Annotated in this window: 13 protein-coding genes; 2 read left to right on the forward strand and 11 right to left on the reverse strand. The window is 74.0% G+C overall.

The window, feature by feature from the left end; all coding sequences use genetic code 11:
* Positions 1-165: 165 nt before the first annotated feature.
* A complete protein-coding gene (disA, locus tag ABT048_RS14285) occupies positions 166-1,224 on the reverse strand; it encodes a DNA integrity scanning diadenylate cyclase DisA (RefSeq protein WP_350521739.1) in 1,059 nt (352 codons plus the stop codon).
* A gap of 201 nt (positions 1,225-1,425) precedes the next feature.
* Positions 1,426-2,961, reverse strand: a complete 1,536-nt coding sequence (gene radA, locus ABT048_RS14290; protein ID WP_350521653.1) for a DNA repair protein RadA — start codon at positions 2,959-2,961, stop codon at positions 1,426-1,428.
* Between the two features lie 150 nt (positions 2,962-3,111).
* On the opposite strand from radA, the gene ABT048_RS14295 reads away from it, so the two are divergent.
* Positions 3,112-5,130: a BACON domain-containing protein gene (locus ABT048_RS14295; RefSeq protein ID WP_350521654.1), complete on the forward strand. Its 2,019-nt coding sequence runs from the start codon at positions 3,112-3,114 to the stop codon at positions 5,128-5,130.
* A 714-nt stretch (positions 5,131-5,844) separates the two neighbouring features.
* Here the strand turns inward: ABT048_RS14295 and ABT048_RS14300 are convergent.
* On the reverse strand, positions 5,845-7,179 hold the full coding sequence (locus ABT048_RS14300) for a DUF1254 domain-containing protein (protein ID WP_350521655.1): 1,335 nt from the start codon (positions 7,177-7,179) through the stop codon (positions 5,845-5,847).
* Positions 7,180-7,263: 84 nt separating this feature from the next.
* Positions 7,264-8,742 carry a DUF1254 domain-containing protein gene (locus ABT048_RS14305; RefSeq protein ID WP_350521656.1) on the reverse strand — a complete coding sequence of 493 codons (1,479 nt, stop codon included), beginning with the start codon at positions 8,740-8,742 and terminating at the stop codon, positions 7,264-7,266.
* Between the two features lie 242 nt (positions 8,743-8,984).
* Here ABT048_RS14305 and ABT048_RS14310 point away from each other — a divergent pair, with 242 nt between their 5' ends.
* Positions 8,985-10,025, forward strand: coding sequence for an NAD-dependent epimerase/dehydratase family protein (locus ABT048_RS14310; RefSeq protein ID WP_350521657.1), 1,041 nt, complete (start codon positions 8,985-8,987; stop codon positions 10,023-10,025).
* A gap of 198 nt (positions 10,026-10,223) precedes the next feature.
* Here the strand turns inward: ABT048_RS14310 and ABT048_RS14315 are convergent, their stop codons facing one another.
* The 7 genes from ABT048_RS14315 to ABT048_RS14345 all read right to left on the reverse strand — a co-directional run bounded on the left by ABT048_RS14315 (position 10,224) and on the right by ABT048_RS14345 (position 17,437).
* A complete protein-coding gene (locus ABT048_RS14315; RefSeq protein WP_350521658.1) occupies positions 10,224-11,273 on the reverse strand; it encodes a family 2 encapsulin nanocompartment cargo protein polyprenyl transferase in 1,050 nt (349 codons plus the stop codon).
* A 330-nt stretch (positions 11,274-11,603) separates the two neighbouring features.
* Positions 11,604-13,025 carry a family 2B encapsulin nanocompartment shell protein gene (locus ABT048_RS14320; RefSeq protein WP_350521659.1) on the reverse strand — a complete coding sequence of 474 codons (1,422 nt, stop codon included), beginning with the start codon at positions 13,023-13,025 and terminating at the stop codon, positions 11,604-11,606.
* A gap of 328 nt (positions 13,026-13,353) precedes the next feature.
* Positions 13,354-13,899 carry a methylated-DNA--[protein]-cysteine S-methyltransferase gene (locus ABT048_RS14325; RefSeq protein ID WP_350521660.1) on the reverse strand — a complete coding sequence of 182 codons (546 nt, stop codon included), beginning with the start codon at positions 13,897-13,899 and terminating at the stop codon, positions 13,354-13,356.
* Between the two features lie 152 nt (positions 13,900-14,051).
* Complete coding sequence (locus tag ABT048_RS14330) at positions 14,052-14,285, reverse strand: hypothetical protein (RefSeq protein WP_350521661.1); 234 nt, start codon at positions 14,283-14,285, stop codon at positions 14,052-14,054.
* A gap of 184 nt (positions 14,286-14,469) precedes the next feature.
* Positions 14,470-14,700 (reverse strand): hypothetical protein, encoded by a 231-nt coding sequence (locus tag ABT048_RS14335; protein ID WP_350521662.1) that lies wholly within the window; start codon positions 14,698-14,700, stop codon positions 14,470-14,472.
* 29 nt (positions 14,701-14,729) lie between these two features.
* On the reverse strand, positions 14,730-15,587 hold the full coding sequence (locus ABT048_RS14340; protein WP_350521663.1) for a serine/threonine-protein kinase: 858 nt from the start codon (positions 15,585-15,587) through the stop codon (positions 14,730-14,732).
* Positions 15,584-17,437 (reverse strand): ABC transporter ATP-binding protein, encoded by a 1,854-nt coding sequence (locus ABT048_RS14345; RefSeq protein WP_350521664.1) that lies wholly within the window; start codon positions 17,435-17,437, stop codon positions 15,584-15,586. Before ABT048_RS14345 ends, ABT048_RS14340 begins: the two co-directional genes overlap by 4 nt.
* Positions 17,438-17,439: the final 2 nt, after the last annotated feature.

The raw sequence follows: 17,439 nt of genomic DNA on the forward strand, positions 1-17,439 counted from the left end.
GCGACCGGGGGCTCCGGCGTTCCGGGGCCACGGGGTTACGGAGCTACGCGGGTCCCGGGGTTACGGGTTCCGGGGTTACGGAGCTCCCGGAACGGTGACCCGGGGCCCGGACGCAGGACGGCCCCCGGGGAAGCGTTCCCCGGGGGCCGTCCGCACGTCGTCGGATCAGACGTAGCGTTCCAGGATGGACGATTCGGCAAGGCGGGACAGGCCCTCGCGGACCGAGCGGGCCCGGGTCTCGCCGACGCCCTCGACCGTCTGGAGGTCGTCGATGCTCGCGGCGAGCAGCTTCTGCAGGCCGCCGAAGTGCTCGACCAGGCGCTCTATCACCGTGTTGGGCAGGCGCGGGATCTTCGCCAGCAGACGGTAGCCGCGCGGCGAGACGGCGGAGTCCAGGGACTCCGGCGTGCCCGAGTAGCCGAGCGCCTTGGCGACGGTCTGCAGGTCCAGCAGCTCGGCGTGGGTGAGCGCCTCCAGGTCGGCCAGCACCTCGTTGACCGTCCGGCCCTTCTTGGCGGCCCGCTCCGGGAAGTAGTCCCGGGCGACCAGTTCGCGCTCCGGCTCCACGCCCGCGATCAGCTCGTCCAACTGCAGCGAGAGCAGACGGCCGTCGATGCCGAGTTCCAGCACGTAACCGGCGATCTCGGTGGCGATCAGCCGCACCATCTCCAGGCGCTGGGCGACGGCCGTGACGTCCCGGACCGTCACCAGGTCCTCGATCTCCAGCGCGGAGAGCGTGCCGGCCACCTCGTCCAGGCGCAACTTGTAGCGCTCCAGGGTGGCCAGCGCCTGGTTGGCGCGGGACAGCACGGTGGTGGAGTCCTCCAGCACCCGGCGGGTGCCGTTGACGTACATCGCGATCAGCCGCATCGAGTGCGAGACCGCGACCACCGGGTAGCCGGTCTGCCGGTTGACCCGCTCGGCGGTGCGGTGGCGGGTGCCGGTCTCGTCGGTGGGGATGGTCGAGTCCGGCATCAGGTGCACACCGGCGCGGACGATCTTGGTGATGTCCTTGTCGAGCACCACCGCGCCGTCCAGCTTGCACAGCTCGCGCAGCCGGGTGGCGGTGAACTCGACGTCCAGGACGAAGCCACCGGTGCACAGGGACTCGACGGTCTTGTCGATGCCCAGCACGATCAGGCCGCCGGTGTTGGCCCGCAGGACCCGCTCCAGGCCGTCACGCAACGCCGTGCCGGGCGCGATGGCGGTGAGGGAGGCCCGCAGCAGGGCCTCCTCACGGGAGGCCTTGTCCGCCCCCCGGTCGCTGGCTGCCACGTGACTCCTCCGGTCGACCCCGTGCCGCGCGCCTCGCGCCGTGCGCCGGTCCGCGGTCTGTTGCTCTGTCGCTCAGTACCGCTCGGTACTGCCTTCTGGCCAATGAGACTGGGGAAAGTCTAACTGCGTGCGGCTGCGGCAGGGCTTGGGTCAGCGCAGTTCGTCGGAGTCGAGCGGCTCCCAGCCGTCCATCAGCTCCTCCGGGTAGGCCGCGACCCGGGCCGAGCGCGGGGCCGGCGGCGCCGACGGTGCCTCAGCACGGCCCTCGGCACGCCCCTCGGTACGCCCCTCGCCGCGCGGCTTGGCGGCGGCCCGGCGGCGGCCCGGGATGGCCCGCAGCGCCTCGCCGATGTCGGACACCTCGACCACCTTCATGCCCGGCGGCACCTTGCCCGGGTCCGGCGGGACCAGGGCGTGGGTGAAGCCCAGCCGGTGCGCCTCGGCGAGCCGGCGCTGCACGCCCGTCACCCGCCGCACCTCGCCCGCCAGGCCGACCTCGCCGATCGCCACCAGGTTGCTGGGCAGCGGGGTGTCGGTGGAGGAGCTGGCCACCGCGAGCGCCACCGCGAGGTCGGCGGACGGCTCGCTCAGCTTCACCCCGCCCACCGTCGCGGTGTAGATGTCCTGCTTGCCGAGCTTCACCCCGCCGTGCCGCTCGACCACGGCCAGGATCATCGCGATCCGGGGCGACTCCAGGCCCGAGGTGGTCCGGCGCGGCGAGGGGATCTGCGAATCCACCATCAGCGCCTGCACCTCCGCGACCAGCGGGCGCTTGCCCTCCAGGGTGACGGTGAGGCAGGTGCCCGGGACGGGCTTGTCACGCCTGGTCAGGAAGAGGCCGGACGGGTCGGCCAGGCCGACGATGCCCTCGTCGTGCAGCTCGAAGCAGCCCACCTCGTCGGTGGCGCCGTAGCGGTTCTTGACCCCGCGGATGAGGCGGAGCCGGGCGTGCCGGTCGCCCTCGAAGCTGAGCACGACGTCCACCAGGTGCTCCAGCAGGCGCGGGCCGGCGATCTGGCCGTCCTTGGTCACGTGGCCGACCAGCAGGGTGGCCATGCCGCGCTCCTTGGACGCCCGGATCAGCGCGCCCGCCACCTCGCGGACCTGGGCCGGGCCGCCGGGGGCGCCGTCCAGCTCGGCGGAGGCGATGGTCTGCACCGAGTCCAGGATCAGCAGGCCGGGGTTGACCGCCTCGATGTGCCCCAGCACCGCGCCGAGGTCCTGCTCGGCGGCGAGGTAGAGGTGCTCGGAGAGGGCGTTGATCCGGTCGGCGCGCAGCCGGACCTGGCCGGCCGACTCCTCGCCGGTGACGTAGAGCGTGCGGTGCCGGTCGGTGGCCGCCTTGGCCGCGACGTCCAGCAGCAGGGTGGACTTGCCGACGCCGGGCTCACCGGCCAGCAGCACCACCGCGCCGGGCACCAGCCCGCCGCCGAGCACCCGGTCCAGCTCCGGGACGCCCGTCGAGCGGGCCGTCGCGACCTGGCCGTCCACCTGGGCGATCGGGCGGGCCGGGGCGCTGACCGGACCGGCGGCCGTCGTCCGGATCGGCACCGCGCCGTACTCCTCGACCGTCCCCCAGGCGTTGCACTCCGGGCAGCGGCCGACCCACTTGGGCAGCTGGTTGCCGCACTCGGTGCAGCGGTACGCGGGGCGCGGCTTGGCGGTGGTCTTGGAACGCGGAGGCATGCGGCCCACGGTAGCGCCTGGGTACGACAGCGGCGGTCCGCCACCGGGCTCGCCGCGCGTCCACACAGATGGGCGATGTTGTTACCCGAAAGAAGTACATACGCGGCGAATGGCGGGGTCGGGCGGTCCGGCTTCCCTACCGTCGGAGGGGTGACAACGCGAACTGTTGGGCCGGCCGGGCCGCAGGCCTCCGCCGTGCTCGCGGCGTACGACCGGCAGGTGGACGGCCTGTTCACCTACTGCCTCTCGGTGCTGTGCGAGCACGACGCCGCCGCCGACGCCCTGCGCGAGGTCCGTGAGCTGGCGCATCGGCACGGCGCCCGGCTGGCCGAGCCCGGGCTGGTACGGGCCTGGCTGTTCTCACTGGCCCGGTACTGCTGCCTGCGGCGACTCGCGGACGGGGCCGGGGCCGGGGTGGTGGATGGTGGTGGGGCTCCGGGCGGTGGTGGGGCTCCGGGCGGTGGTGGGGCCTCGGGCGGCGGTGGGGGCGCGGCCTGGGCCGGGGTTGCGGCCGGGCACGGGGCCGGGTTCGGACGGGCGGCCGGGCGGGCGCCGGGGGCCGAGCCGAGCGAGATCGAGACGGCCCGGCGGCGGCGCGAGCTGGCCTCGCTCGCCTGGCCGGAGGCGGCCGGCACCGACCCCGAGCAGCGCGAGGCACTGGAGCTTTCCGTCCGGCACCGGCTGACGCCACTGGAGGTGGCGGCGGTGCTGGGCCTGCCGTTCGAGCGGACCCGTGTGCTGCTGGTCGGCGCGGAGGCCGAGGTCGCCCGGACCAGGGCGGCGCTGCTGGTGCTCGGCGTGGGCAGCTGCCCGGAGCTGGACCGGCTCGGCGGGGCCGGGGCGGAGTCCTGGCGGGACTGGGTGCTCGGCCCGGCGCTACGGCGGGAGCTGGTGCAGCACGTGGTGGACTGCCCGACCTGCCGGGGGACGGCGGAGCGGGTGGCCGACGAGGCGGCGAAGGGGGCGGCGGGGCTGTCCGGGCTGCCGCTGCTGGCTGCTCCGGCGGGCGCAGTGGGCGGCGTGGGCGGCGTGGGCGGCGTGAGCGCTGTGGGTGTCGTTGGTGGGGCGGGCGTCGCCGGTGTCGCGGGTGCCGCGGGTGCCGCGGGCGTCGCCGGTGTCGCCGGTGTCGCGGGTGGCTTCGGCCGTGTGGTGGCCGAGCCCGGGCTGCGGTTCGACCAGAGCGGCTTTCCCCGGCACCGGGCCCCGGACGCGGGGCGCGGACTGGCGGTCCGTCGGCGGGTGGTGACCACGGGTGTGCTCGCGGCCGTGCTGGCTGCGCCGGTGGTCGCGCTCTGGGCCGGGCACCGGGGTGGCGGGTCGGGGGCGGCGGCCTCGGTGTCCGCGGTACAGGTGAACGAAGCAGGCCCGGCGGCCGGACAGCGGTCACCACAGCCGTGGCCGGGGGGCGGGGGCCAGGTCGGCCAGGGCGGACCGGGGGTGCCGGGGCTGGAGTTGGCCGGGACGGGCGGGGGCAACGCTGCAGAAACGTTGCTTCCCGGTTTTCCTCGACTGACCTTCCAGGGCGCCGTGGTCCCCGTCCCGGCCCACGGCGCCACCCCGCTCGGCAGCCCGACCCTGGTCGCCGCCCCGGCCCCCGTCCTCGAACGGACCTCCGGACCGGGTGCGCCCGACCCGGCCCCGGCCGGACTGCTCACCGTCGAGGCCGGCGAGTACGGCAGCCGTACGGTCCTCACCCTCACCAACTCAGGCACCACGGAGATCCGCTGGCACGCGGTGACGGACGCCGGCTGGCTCCGGCTCAGCCGCGACTCCGGCACGCTCGCGCCCGGCCAGCGGATCACCGTGATCGTCACCGTGGACGAGGACCTCGCACCGACCACGCACTGGACCGCCCGGATCGCACTGCCGCCCTCGCAGGCGGTGGTCACCCTGGAGGGCGGCCCACAGAACCGCGGCGGCTCGGCCTCCTCCCCTCCCGCCCCATCCCCGACGACGTCCGCCCCGCCGACGGACTCCCCCTCGCCGACCACCACGGGCGCACCCTCCCCGTCGGGCTCGCCGTCGACGACACCGCCGGCCGGCACGCCGTCCGGCTCCCCGTCCCCCTCGGGCACCCCGACGGCTCCCGCGACGAACAGCCCCTCGCCGCGCCCGACCGGGGCGGGAACACCGACGGCGTCGACGACGGCATCAACGGCGGCGCATTAGAGGCGGCGTCGTTTCGGCAGTGCCACCCGAGGTAGGCGTGAGGGTTGCGCGAGAAGTCGGTCTGACCGACTTCTCGCGCAACCCCCGGGCCCGATGCCGCCCCGGGGCAAATATGTAGACCGGTCGGCATAATCCAGCCCGCGCCGAACCATCGCATTGCACAGAAAGTCGACCAGGCCGACTTTTCGCGCGCTGCCCCGGGATCCGGCGGGAGAATATGTAGACCGAGCATCATAATCTTGCCCCCCATGAACACGGGGGGACGCGCAGGAAGTCGAGCAGGCCGACTTCTCGTGCGCCGCCCAGCCCTGGCGCCTGGCGTGCGCGGGATATGTAGACCGGTCGGCATAATTCACCCCTGGCCAACATGTGGGAGTACGCGAGAAGTCGACCAGGCCGACTTCTCACTCGGGTCGCTCGGGCCGCCACCCGGGCCAGCTATGTAGACCGGTCGTCATAATCCGATAGCGGCGATCACCACGGTGTACAGGAAGTCGGCCGGTCCGACTTCTCACGCATCGCGCGGGCCTGGCAGGCATGCGCCCCGCGAAGTATGTAGACCGGTCTTCATAATCCTTCCCTGCGCGGCGCGCGGGCAGGCGGCTTGGGCAGGCGGCTTGGGCCTGCGTCGGCGGGCGATCGCCGGGGGGCCTGCATCGGGGGCCGGCGTCGGAGGGCCGGCGTCGGGGGGGGGCCTGCGTCGGGGGACGCCCGTCAGGTGCGGTGGATCGGGGGGACCTGGTAGGTGCCGTCCAGGACCGGGGGTTCGGGCTGGTAGAGGCGGATGATGGGGCGGAACTCGCCGGGCGGGACGGGGAGCCAGTTGGCGGCGGCGGTCGGGTCCTCGGGTTGGTCGTGCTGGAGGGCCAGGGTGAGCGAGCCGTCGGCGCCGTAGACCAGGCCCGGGGTGCGGTCGCCGATCGAGTAGCGGTCGATCGGGTTCTCCACCAGGTAGTAGTCCGGGACGGAGTACATCGTGACGGACCAGAAGGCCTCGGCCGGGGGCAGCCGGTCGAAGCGCAGCGTGTAGGTGTTGGCGCCGCTGAGGGGGCGGCCGTCGGAGTCGTCGTAGGTCATCGCGTACGAGGCCTCGTAGGCGTGGTTGCCCCAGAGGCCGGCCCGGGCGGCGGCGGCGCGGCTGAGGTAGGCGGCGCGGCGGTCGGGGATCCGCCACTCGGGGTCGTCCAGGGTGCCGGGCCCGAGGTGGTCGGTGTTGTAGTCGAAGAGGTGGAGCGCCGAGCGCCACTCCCCGGGTGGGTGGTCCTCCGGCGGGCGGGTGGCGTCCTCGACCCGTTCGCGGCCGGCGGCCAGGCCCTTGGCCAGGGAGAGCGTCCACTCGGGGACGGCGGCCCGGTACGGCGAGGCGCCGTCGTCCAGCAGGCCGAGCGGGGCGAAGCGCCGCTGGTACTCGATGTCCCCGGTGGCCGGCGGGAAGGCCTGCATCCACACCCGCAGGCGTTCGAAGAAGGCCAGCCGCTCGGGGACGTCCGGGTCGGGCTCGGGCAGTCCGGCGACGAGGCCACCGGGCTCCAGCGGTTCCAGGACGAGGGCCGACTGCAGGGCCCTGACCCGGGGCAGGTCCTCCGGGCCGGTGCAGGCGAAGCGGCCGACCACGGTGCCGACGGTGGTCGGCAGCTCGATCACCCGGTTCGGGTCGGACGGGGTGCCGTGCCAGCCGGGCGGGACGATCAGCCAGGTCTGCGCGCCGGTACCGGTGGCCCGGCGGCCGAGGTAGGCGACGTTGTCCGTCCAGGCGTCGATGACCTGCAGCACGTAGTAGGAGCCCGCGGTGTCCGGGACGTGCAGGACCTGCGGGCCCTCGGAGAGGTCGAGCTGGGCGATCGAGTAGATCGTGTCGTTGTTGACCGAGACGAAGTCGTCGGCCGGGCCGGCCAGCCGGGTGGCGTGGCTGAAGTCGTTGAACGGCGCCGCCGGCAGGGTGCCCAGGCCGCCCCTGGTGAAGCGCTCGACCATGGTGAGGCCGGCGACCAGCGGGTAGCCGTAGACGTACGCGTCGGCGGCCAGGGCCTCCAGCTCGGGCTGATTCATCGGGGGTCCTTCGTACGGTCGGTCGGCACGGGTCGGAGTCGGCAGGGGTCGAGGTCAGGCGGGTCGGGGTCAGCGGGGTCGGGGTCAGCGCGGGTCGAGCGGCGGGAGCCGCCAGCGGCCGTCGAGGACGACCGGGTCCGGCCCGTAGAGCCGGAGCACGACGGTGAACGGGCCGTCCGGGGCGGGCAGCCAGTTGGCGGAGTGGTCGGCGGCGGCGGGTCGCTTGTGCTGGACGTAGAGGGTCAGTCCGCCGTCCGGGTCGCGGACCAGGCCGGGGGTGCGGTCGCCGATCGCGTAGCGGTCCAGGGTGTTGTCGACCAGCCGGTGGTCCGGCAGCGCGTACAGAGTGGCGGACCAGCCGGAGCGGGCCGGCGGCAGCGCGTCCGGCGCGAAGCGGATGACGTGGTCGTGGTCGGCGGCGTCCGGTGGGCGGCGGCCCGCACTGTCCGCTTCCCAACGGCCGTACCAGGCTTCCTCGGTGGGGAGCCCGTGGAGTTCGGTCGCGGCGCCGACGGCCTGCCGGAGGAAGTCCGCGCCGATCCGGTCCCGGGTGCCGAACAGCCCGGTGCGGTCGCGGAGTCCGGCGATGGCGTGCGTCAGCTGAGCCCGGCCGTCGGCGATGCCGCGTTCGATCTCGGTGCGCAGTTCCAGCGGGAGGGTGGCGGGCTCGAACTCGCCGCGGCCGTCGACGCCGAGGTCCACGAGGCGGCCGCGCAGGTCGGTCTCGGCGGGCGGCAGCGGGACGGGGCCGGCCGCCGGGAAGAAGCCGAGCAGGAAGTCGAGGAAGGCGAGGAACTCAAGGCCGTCCGGGACCTCCTCGCGCCAGACCGGCCAGACCGGATCCGGTGCGGGCGGCGGCGCGGGCGTTCCGGCGTACTCGTGCAGCGGGCGCAGGCGGTACTGCTCCTGGACGGCGGCGAGTTCGGCGACCTCGGCGGGGGTGTTCCCGGTCAGCCGGGTGCGGCCGAGGATGCCGACCAGTCGGGTGGCGGTGCGGATCACGCTGCGGATGCCGGGTGGGGGCTCGCCCCGCCAGTCGGGGCCGGCTACCAGGTGGTCGCCGGCCTCCGGGCCGGTGGTCCGGGAACCGATGAAGCCGGCGTACACGGTGTCCAGTTCCTGCACCGGGAGGACGCGGTAGCGGTCCTCGGCGGGGACGGTGAGCACCCAGGGTTCGGTGCGCAGGTCGAGCCAGGCCCGGGAGTACGGCGTGTCCCCGGCCTCGTCGCCGAGGACGGTGGAGGTGGCGGTGGCGGTGGAGGTGGCGGTGACGGTGTCGGTGGAGGTGGCGACAGCGACGGCGACGGCGACGGCGACGGCGGTGCCCGTGGTACCGGCGGCGGCGAGGGTGACACCGGGGGCCTCGGCCGGCGTGTCGGCGGGGGTGGGCGGCTGCGGACGGTGGCGGAAGACCCCGAAGCCGCCGACGTACGAGGGGTCCGCGTCGTCCAGGGCCTGGGCGTACAGGGCACGGTAGGTGCGCAGGATCGGTTGGGCGCGGATCCAGGCTTCGGCGGCGGTCGCGCGGACGGTGGCCGGGTCCACGAGTGCCGGGTTGACCATGCTGTCGCTCTCCCAGTGCCGAATCAGTCCACTGTCGAATCAGTCCGAATCTCCACAGACCGCTACAGATCGGATGCTAAGTGGGCCGGGAGGGGGCGGCACTTCGGATCGGACGCCCGTCGGCACCGCCACGGTGCGCCCCGCACCGGGCCCGCACCGGACCCGCACCGGGCCCGCACCGCAGGATCTGCCCTGCGCTAATCCGGGCGTACGGGTGGAACGACTGGGAGAGGGTGGGCGGTATGAAGATCCTCCTGCTCGGCGGCTCGTCCTTCCTCGGCCGGGCCTACGCCGCCGAGGCCCTGTCCCGAGGCCACCTGGTGACCACCTTCAACCGCGGCCGCAGCGCCACCGACCTGCCCGGAATCGAGGCCGTCCGGGGCGACCGCGACAACGCCGAGGACATCGCCCGGCTGGTCGACGGCCGCCACTGGGACGCCGTCGTCGACACCTCCGCCCAGCAGCCCTCCCAGGTCGCGCTCACCGCGGACCTGCTGCGCGACCGAGCCGGGCACTACACCGTCGTCTCCTCCGTGCACGCCTTCGCCGACTGGCCCGACCAGGTGATCGACGAGGACTCCCCGCTGCACCCCTGCCCCGCCGACACCCCGCCCGACCAGCCGTTCAGCCCGGCCCTGAAGGCCGGCTGCGAGCGTGCGGTGCTGGAGGTCTTCGGCGCCGAGCGCTCGCTGGTCCTCAACAGCGGGCTGCTCATCGGGCCGTACGAGATCGGCGGCCGGCTGCCCTGGTGGCTGGAGCGGATGGCGCGCGGCGGCCGGGTGCTCGCCCCGGGGGACCCGCAGCGGACCATGCAGGTGATCGACGTCCGGGACTTCGCCGTCTTCGGGCTGGACCTGCTGACGGCCCGGACGGCGGGGCGGTTCCTCACCACGGCGCCGCCCGGACGGCTGAGCTTCGGCGAGTGGCTGGAGACCTGCCGGGCGGTCGCGGGCGCCGTGGACACCGAGTTGGTCTGGGTCCCGGACGCGAAGCTGCTCGCCGATGGGCCGGACCGGGTCGAGCCGTGGAGCGAACTCCCGCTCTGGGCCCCGGACCTGCCCGAGCTGACCGGCATCTGGCTCGCCGACACGAACCGGGCGGAGGCCGCCGGGCTGCGCTGCCGGCCGTTCGCCGAGACGGCCCGGGACACCTGGGAGTGGCTGCGGGAACGCGGGCCCGCCGAGGACACCGACGCCGACGGGCGCAAGGGCCGGCCGGGCGCAGCCGTGCGGCAGGGCATCGAACCCGCCAAGGAGCGCAGGCTGTTGGCCGCGCTGGGGTAGGCCGACGGTCGGCCCGGGGCCGGTGCGTGGGAAGTCGGCCCGGCCGACTTACCAACCCCCACCCGCGCCCCCCCGCCGGAGCCACCCGCAACCCCCCCCCGACGGCCACCCCCTCGACCACCCCCGGGGCGTTCACGAGAGCAACTCCGCAACGAGCTGCGAGCCCGGAGCGGGGCTTCCCACGCACCGACGGCGCCCTCAGTGCGTCCGGCGCGTGACCAGCTCGGCGAGCGCCAGCAGTTCGTCCGCCGCGGACGGCTCCGGTACGGCGGCGGCCAGCTGCGCCATCGCCGCGGCCATCCGCTCGCAGGACTGCCCCTGCGCCCACCCGCGCCCACCGGCCCCCTCGACGGCCGCCGCACACTGCGCCAACTCTTCCTGGCTCAGCGGCCGTTCGAGCGCGTACAGCTCGGCCAGCCGCGCACCGTCGACGGTCCCGGAACCCAGCGCGGCGACCACCGGCAGCGACTTCTTCCGGGCGACCAGGTCCGCGCCGACCGGCTTGCCGGTCACCGCAGGGTCCCCCCAGATGCCGATCAGGTCGTCGATCAGCTGGAACGCCAGGCCGATCTCCCGGCCGAAGCCGTCCATCGCCTGCGCCGCCTCCTCGGACGCGCCGCCGTACAGGGCGCCGATCGCGCAGGCGGCGCCGAGCAGGGCACCGGTCTTGGCCTCCGCCATCGCCAGGCACTCGGGCAGCGAGACGTCGTTTCGCTGTTCGAAGGCGCAGTCGATCTGCTGGCCCTCGCAGAGCTCGACCACGCAGTCGGCGAGCCGGCGGATCGAGCCGTGGGCGGCGGGGTGGGTGTCCTCGGCGAGCAGCCGCAGGGCGAGGGAGTGCATGGCGTCGCCGGCCAGGATGGCCTCGGTGGTGCCGAACACCCGCCAGGCGGTGGGCCGGTGGCGCCGGGTGTCGTCCCGGTCGATGACGTCGTCGTGGAGCAGGGTGAAGTTGTGCACCAGCTCCACCGCGGCGGCCGCGGCGGCGGCCTCGCCGGGCGTACCGCCCAGGGCCTGGGTGGCGGCGAGGACCATGGCCGGGCGGATCGCCTTGCCGGCGGAGGCGGTGGCGGGCGTGCCGTCCGCCTCCCACCAGCCGAAGTGGTAGCCGGCGACCTTGCGCATCGTGCCGGGCAGCGAGTCGACGGCGGCCCGCATGACCGGGTCGACCAGCGCGCGGGCGCGGGCCAGGATGTCGGCCGCCTCCTGTCCCTCTTTGTGGTCCCGCTCCAGCGTGGGACTCGTCATGGGTCTCCCCCTTCTTGGCGCCTGTCGTGGAATGGCCCGGCGCGGACGGGCCGGGGTCGCACTGCGGGTGTCGGCGGCGGCCGACTCGGTGGCCGCGCACGGCGCGGGCGGCACGGGCGGCACGGGCCCGGGCGTCCCCGGGCGCACCCGGACGTATGCGGGACGTCCCCGGACGCACGCGGACGTACGCGGGACGCACCCGGAGCTACGCGGGCCGCGGCCGGGCGCGGCCGAACTGCGCCGGGACGCGCGAGGGCACGCCGCCGGCCGGGGTGCAGCGGGCACCCCCGGCCGGACGGCGCGGATCTCCGATCGGCCCCGCCGGAGCCGTCAGTGCTGCGCGATGTCCACGTTCTCCAGGACGCCGACCGCGTCCGGCACCAGGATCGCGGCGGAGTAGTAGGCGGTCACCAGGTAGGAAATGATGGCCTTGTCGTCGATTCCCATGAACCGCACCGAAAGGCTCGGCTGGTATTCGTCCGGAATTCCGGTCTGGTGCAGCCCGATGACACCCTGGTTGTCCTCGCCGATTCGCATCGCGATGATCGAGCTGGTGCTCCCGCCGACGATCGGGATCTTGTTGCACGGGAAGACCGGCACGCCGCGCCAGGACATGACGTGCCGGCCCTCGACCTCGACCGTGCCCGGGTTGATGCCGCGCTTGTTGAGCTCCCGGCCGAAGGCCGCGATGGCCCGGGGGTGGGCCAGGAACATCTTGGTGCTGCGCCGGCGGCTGAGCAGCTCGTCCATGTCGTCCGGGGTGGGCGGGCCGGAGTGGGTCTGGATCCGCTGGTCGTACGCGGCGTTCTCCAGCAGGCCGAACTCGGGGTTGTTGACGAGCTCGTGCTCCTGGCGCTCGCGCAGGGCCTCGATGGTCAGCCGGAGCTGGTGCTCGGTCTGGTTCATCGGCTGGTTGTAGAGGTCGGCGACGCGGCTGTGCACCTTGAGGATGGTCTGCGCGACGCTCAGCTCGTACTCGCGGGGCTTGAGCTCGTAGTCCACGAAGGCGCCGGGCAGTTCGTACTCGCCCTGGTGGCCGGCGGAGAGGTCGATCGCGGCCTCGCCGTGCTTGTTCTGCGCCTGCTGGAAGCCGTTCAGGTACTCGATGACCTGCAGCTGCAGCGCCTCGGAGCGGTCGTGCAGCTCCTGGAAGGAGGGCCAGGACAGCGCCATCACGGTGCCGGAGGTCGCGGCGCGAACGGTGTACGGCCAGGTGCCGCCGCCCTGCTGGACCGCTTCGTCACCGAGGTGGTCGCCGTCGGCGAGAGTGCCGACCACCGTCTCCTCGCCGTACTTGCCGGTGCCCATCCGGTCGAGCTTGCCGTGCGCGATCACGAACACCTCGGTGATCGGCGTGCCGGCCTCGACCAGGACGTCCCCCGGCTCGACCTCCCGCTGCACGAAGCGCGCGGCCAGTTCCTCCAGCACCGCGTCGTCCTGGAAGCCGCGCAGCACCGGCATCTCGCCGAGCGTCGGCGGGACGATCCGCACCTCGGCGCCGGTCTTGACGAAGCCCACCCGGCCCCGGCCGACCGAGTAGCGCAGGCGGCGGTTGACCCGGTAGGTGCCGCCGGACACCTGCACCCAGGGCAGCTTCCTGAGCAGCCAGCGCGGGCTGATGCCCTGCATCTGCGGCGCGGACTTGGTGGTCGTCGCGAGGTTCCTCGCGCCCGCCGTGCTCAGACTCTGCTGCTGCCGGATCTCCGTCTGCGCGCCCGGCGCAGGAATACCGGCATTGGTTTCGGTCGACATGAGGGGAGCCCTTCGCATACCCGATACCCGATGAAGTGTCGCCTTGCACATTCGTGTTGCAGCTTCATGGTGGGCCCATTCGAGGGCAGCTCGCAATCACTCGTTCGAGTGGTTCGGAATAGCCAAACAAATAGTACGAATAGATCACCTGATCGATATTTGTTCGACTATTTATTCGAACATACCGGGATCCGGCACCTCATCTTCCCCCATCCACCCCCTCACCCGCGCCACCCCTTGACACTCGGAGCAGCGGCGTGGCTGCCTTTCCCCGCACCCCCGCACCCCCACTCCCCCACACCCCCTACTCCCACTCCCCCTACCCCCGCTACAACGGCCCGTTCCAGTCGAGCGTCGGCTCCAGCACCCCTTCCAGGGTGAGCAGCCAGCGCTTCACCTCGATCCCGACCCGGCCGCCGCCGAAACCGCCGATCCCGTCCGCCGCCACCACCCGGTGACAGGGCACCAGCAGGGGGACGGGGTTGGCGGCCATCATCTGCCCGACCGTCCGGGCGGCCAGACCGGGCTCGGTGACGTCCTCGAACACCCCGCTGCGGGTCGCCAGTTCGCCGTACGTCACCGTCCGGCCGTAGGGCACCTCGCGCCAGAGCGTCTGCAGGACGGCGCGGTGCGGGCCGGAACTCAGGCTCCAGTCGATCGGCAGGCCCAACTCGTGGGTGCGGCCCGCCAGGTAGGCGCCGATCCGCTCAGTGACGGCGGCGATCTTCGATTCGTCGGTGCACGGCGGCGCCTCGCCGTCGTGCCCGCCGTAGCCGGCTGCCGCCACGCCCAGCGGGGTCACCGCGACGTGCATCGGTCCGCTGGGCAGTGGCGTCGGCACGGTCAGCCAGGACATCGACCAGGACTGCGGCACGCTCGGGCCCCCACCCTCCGCCGGACCGGCCGCCGGCCACCCCGGCACCCGGGGGGCGTCCCCGCCCCGCGCGTCATCGTACGGCGGCCGGGCGCCCCCGCCCCGCGCGTCATCGGCTGGGCGGCCGGCCGGTCGGCGGTGGTCGGCTCCTGTCAGAGCCGTCCCTTCAGCTGGGTGGCGAGCGCCTGGGCCCAGTGCGCCAGCTCGGCGCGGTCGGGGGTGCGGCCCTCGCACAGCAGGGCGAGCTGCGCCTCGTTGATCCGGTTCGGCCCCGGGATCTCCAGCAGGTAGGCCATTTCGGCCAGTACGACGGCGAGCCGTTCGGCGTCCGTGTGGTCCAGGGTGACCGCGGACTCGTGGTGGCTGATGGTGAGCGATCCGGGCATTGGTCGACCTCCTCCGTCACCCCCCGCACCCTCCACGGTACGACCGGGTCGGCCGCCCCGCCCGCCGCGGAGGCGTGCGTGCGCGGGTGGGGCAGCCTGTTGCACTCCGGGGCCGGCCGGGCGTGGTGCGCGGTGGGCCGCACCTGGGGCCGGGGGTGCGCCCCGGAGCCGTCCGAGGGGTTGGTCAGTACTCCGAGCCCTCCTCCCAGCGGCGGTTCCGTACGGCCGGTATGCCCAACACTACGGCTCCGGCCGTCAGTTGCCAGACTGATCCGAACACGAGTTGCGTGTCCACGCCAAATCGGCTCCCCAGCGGGCCCGCCAGCGCCAGGCCGAGCAGGCCGAGCGGGCCGAGCGGGCCGAGCGGGCCGAGCGGGCCGAGCGCGAAGGACCCGAGCACGCCGAACGAGGTCACCCGGCCGCCCGGTGCGGATGCTTCTCCGACTACTCCTCCGACCGCTCCTCCGGCGACTGCTCCTCCGACTGCTCCTCCGGCGGCACCGCGCGCCGCCCGCGGTCGAGCAACTCGTCCAGGGAGTCCGCCAGTTGCGGCAGGCCCGGCCGGTCCTCCGGGGCGAGGCGGAGGCAGCCGTCGATGGCGACGGCGAGGGGGCGCGGGAGGCGGCGGCCACGGGTCACCGGGGGGACGGGGCCGTGCGGCGACGGTCCGGGGAAGGGCTCGGTGCCGGTGGCGGCCTCGTAGAGGGTGACGCCGATGCCCCAGACGTCGGTGGCCGCCGTGAGCAGACCGCCGGAGGCCTGCTCGGGGGCGAGGTAGCCGTCCGTGCCGATGCCGGGCGTGCCCGGCCCCGGGGGCCGGGCGATGCTGAGGTCGAGCACCTTGGCGTGGCGGCAGTCGATCACGATGTTGGAGGGCTTGAGGTCGAGGTGCAGCAGGCCCTGCCGGTGCAGGTAGCGGATCGCCGAGCAGAGGTGCAGCCCGAGCACCGCCAGGTCGGTGGCGGCCGGCCGGCGCGGTCGGGTGTCCAGCAGGTGGGCGAGGGTCTCGCCGGTGAGGGTTTCGAGTACCGCGTACGGCTGCGGGCGCTCGCCCGTGCCGTAGCCGCGCACCAGGTGCGGGTGGGTGAACTCGGCCAGCCAGCGGCCCTCGCGGAGCAGGCGCTCGCGCAGCCGGCGTTCGCGGCGGCGGTCGGGCCGGAGCACCTTGACCACGCAGCGGCAGTCCCGCTCCTCGCTCCAGCAGTCGTACACGTCGAGCCAGCCGGTGCGGCACAGGTGCGCCAGGACCTGGTAGCCGGGGGCGATGGGCGCACCCGGGGGAAGCGGCTGACGGGTGCTCATCGGGGCACCTCCTGGAGCGGTGGGTGGTGCAGCCGGTCGAGCCGGGCGTAGCCGTCGTCGGCGGCCAGCAGCTCGCGGTGGGTGCCGCAGGCGGCGACGCAGCCGCCGCGGAGCAGCACGATCCGGTCCGCCTTCCGTACGGTCAGCAGGTCGTGCGAGATGATGATCGTCGTCCGGCCGCTCATCAGCCGCCCGAGCGGCTCCAGGATCCGCCGCCCCGACTCCACGTCCAACCCGGTCGTCGGCTCGTCCAGCAGTAGGACGGGCGCGTCCCGGACCATCGCGCGGGCGATGGCGATCCGCTGCCGCTGCCCGCCGGAGAGCAGGCCGCCCTGCCGGCCCACCAGCGTGTCGTAGCCGTCCGGCAGCCGGCTGACGAACTCGTGGGCGTCCGCCGCCTTCGCGGCCGCGACGACCTGGGCGTCGGTCGCGCCCGGCCGCCCGTAGGCGATGTTCTCCCGGACGGTGCCGTGGATCACCAGGGTCTCCTGCAGCAGGACCCCGATGTGCTCCCGCAGGTCGGCCAGGGCGAATTCGCGCAGGTCGATGCCGTCGAGCCGGACGGCCCCGCGCTCCGGGTCGTAGAAGCGCAACAGCAGCTTGGCGATCGTCGACTTGCCGGCCCCGCTCTCCCCCACCAGGGCCACCGTCTCGCCCGGTTCGGCGTGGAAGGACGCGTCGAACAGCGCCACCCTGGTCGTGCCCGGGTAGCGGAACCACACCCGGTCGAAGGCCACCGCGCCACGGATCCGGCGGGGGCGCAGCGGCGTCGGCGGGTCGGCCACCTGCGGCCGCTGGTCGAGCAGTTCGATGATCCGCTCGGCGGCGGCCGAGGCCGAGTAGAAACCGTTGCTGAGCCGCGAGATCCCCCGGATCGGGCCGTACAGCCGGCTCAACAGAGCAACGAAGACGAGGAGTTCGCCGAGCGTCAGGCGGCCGCTCGCGAGCTCCCAGGCGCCCAGCCCGAGCACGGTCAGCGCGCCGAACAGTTCCAGCAGCTCGACGATCGGTGCGAACAGCGCCCGCAGCCGGGTCGCGGCCATGGTCGCCCGGAACCGTGCCTGGCTCTCCCGGCGGAACCGTTCCTGCTCCCAGTCCTGCCGGTTGTACGCCTGCACCAGGGCGATGTTCTCCAGGGTCTCCTCGGCGAGCGCGCTCACCGAGCCGCTGCGCCGCCGCCGCTCCCGCGAGGCGGCCTTCACCCGCACCGAGAAGCGCCGCGCGGTGAACCAGAACACCGGCCCGACGACGAGGGCCGCGGCGGCGAGGTCCCACCGCAGGTAGAACAGCACGCCGAGGAAGACGGCGAGCTCGGCGACGTACGCGACCGCGTCGAGGATGCCCGAGAGGAGGAAGGTCTCGACCGCCTCGACGTCCCCGGTCAGCCGCGACAGGACGTCGCCGAGCCGCCGCCGCTCGAAGAAACCCAGCGAGAGGCCCTGCAGGTGTCGGAACACGTCCGTGCGCAGGGCGAGCAGGAAGCGCTCGCTGACCCAGGTGGAGGTCGTCTCGTCGGCGAAGCGCAGGCCCCCTGCCACCAGCGTCAGCCCGGCGTAGCCGAGCGCGACCGGCAGGAACAGCCCGAGCCTGCGCGGCACCAGCACCTCGTCGACGACGACCTTGAACAGCCAGATCGCGGCCGCGTCGACCACCGGCCCGAGCAGGACGAACCCCAGCAACAGGGCCAGCCAGCGCCGACCCCCGCGGGTGTAGGGCCAGAACCGTCCGAAGGTCCGCCGCAGCGGCACGACCGGGGCCTGGTCGACGACCGGGGCCGCCCGGCCGTCGCCGTCACCCGTGGCGACGGTGCCGGCGGTGCCGACGGCTGTCAGCCGCCGCAGTGACCACACGG

The sequence above is a fragment of the Kitasatospora sp. NPDC096140 genome (assembly GCF_040303045.1).
Taxonomy (GTDB): Bacteria; Actinomycetota; Actinomycetes; order Streptomycetales; family Streptomycetaceae; genus Kitasatospora.

What these genes read in the sequence shown, in the direction of transcription:
- radA (WP_350521653.1), bottom strand. Translation starts at nt 2,961, where the DNA reads ATGCCTCCGCGTTCCAAGACCACCGCCAAGCCGCGCCCCGCGTACCGC.
- ABT048_RS14300 (WP_350521655.1), bottom strand. Translation starts at nt 7,179, where the DNA reads ATGAATCAGCCCGAGCTGGAGGCCCTGGCCGCCGACGCGTACGTCTAC.
- ABT048_RS14305 (WP_350521656.1), bottom strand. Translation starts at nt 8,742, where the DNA reads ATGGTCAACCCGGCACTCGTGGACCCGGCCACCGTCCGCGCGACCGCC.
- ABT048_RS14310 (WP_350521657.1), top strand. Translation starts at nt 8,985, where the DNA reads ATGAAGATCCTCCTGCTCGGCGGCTCGTCCTTCCTCGGCCGGGCCTAC.
- ABT048_RS14315 (WP_350521658.1), bottom strand. Translation starts at nt 11,273, where the DNA reads ATGACGAGTCCCACGCTGGAGCGGGACCACAAAGAGGGACAGGAGGCG.
- ABT048_RS14320 (WP_350521659.1), bottom strand. Translation starts at nt 13,025, where the DNA reads ATGTCGACCGAAACCAATGCCGGTATTCCTGCGCCGGGCGCGCAGACG.
- ABT048_RS14330 (WP_350521661.1), bottom strand. Translation starts at nt 14,285, where the DNA reads ATGCCCGGATCGCTCACCATCAGCCACCACGAGTCCGCGGTCACCCTG.
- ABT048_RS14340 (WP_350521663.1), bottom strand. Translation starts at nt 15,587, where the DNA reads ATGAGCACCCGTCAGCCGCTTCCCCCGGGTGCGCCCATCGCCCCCGGC.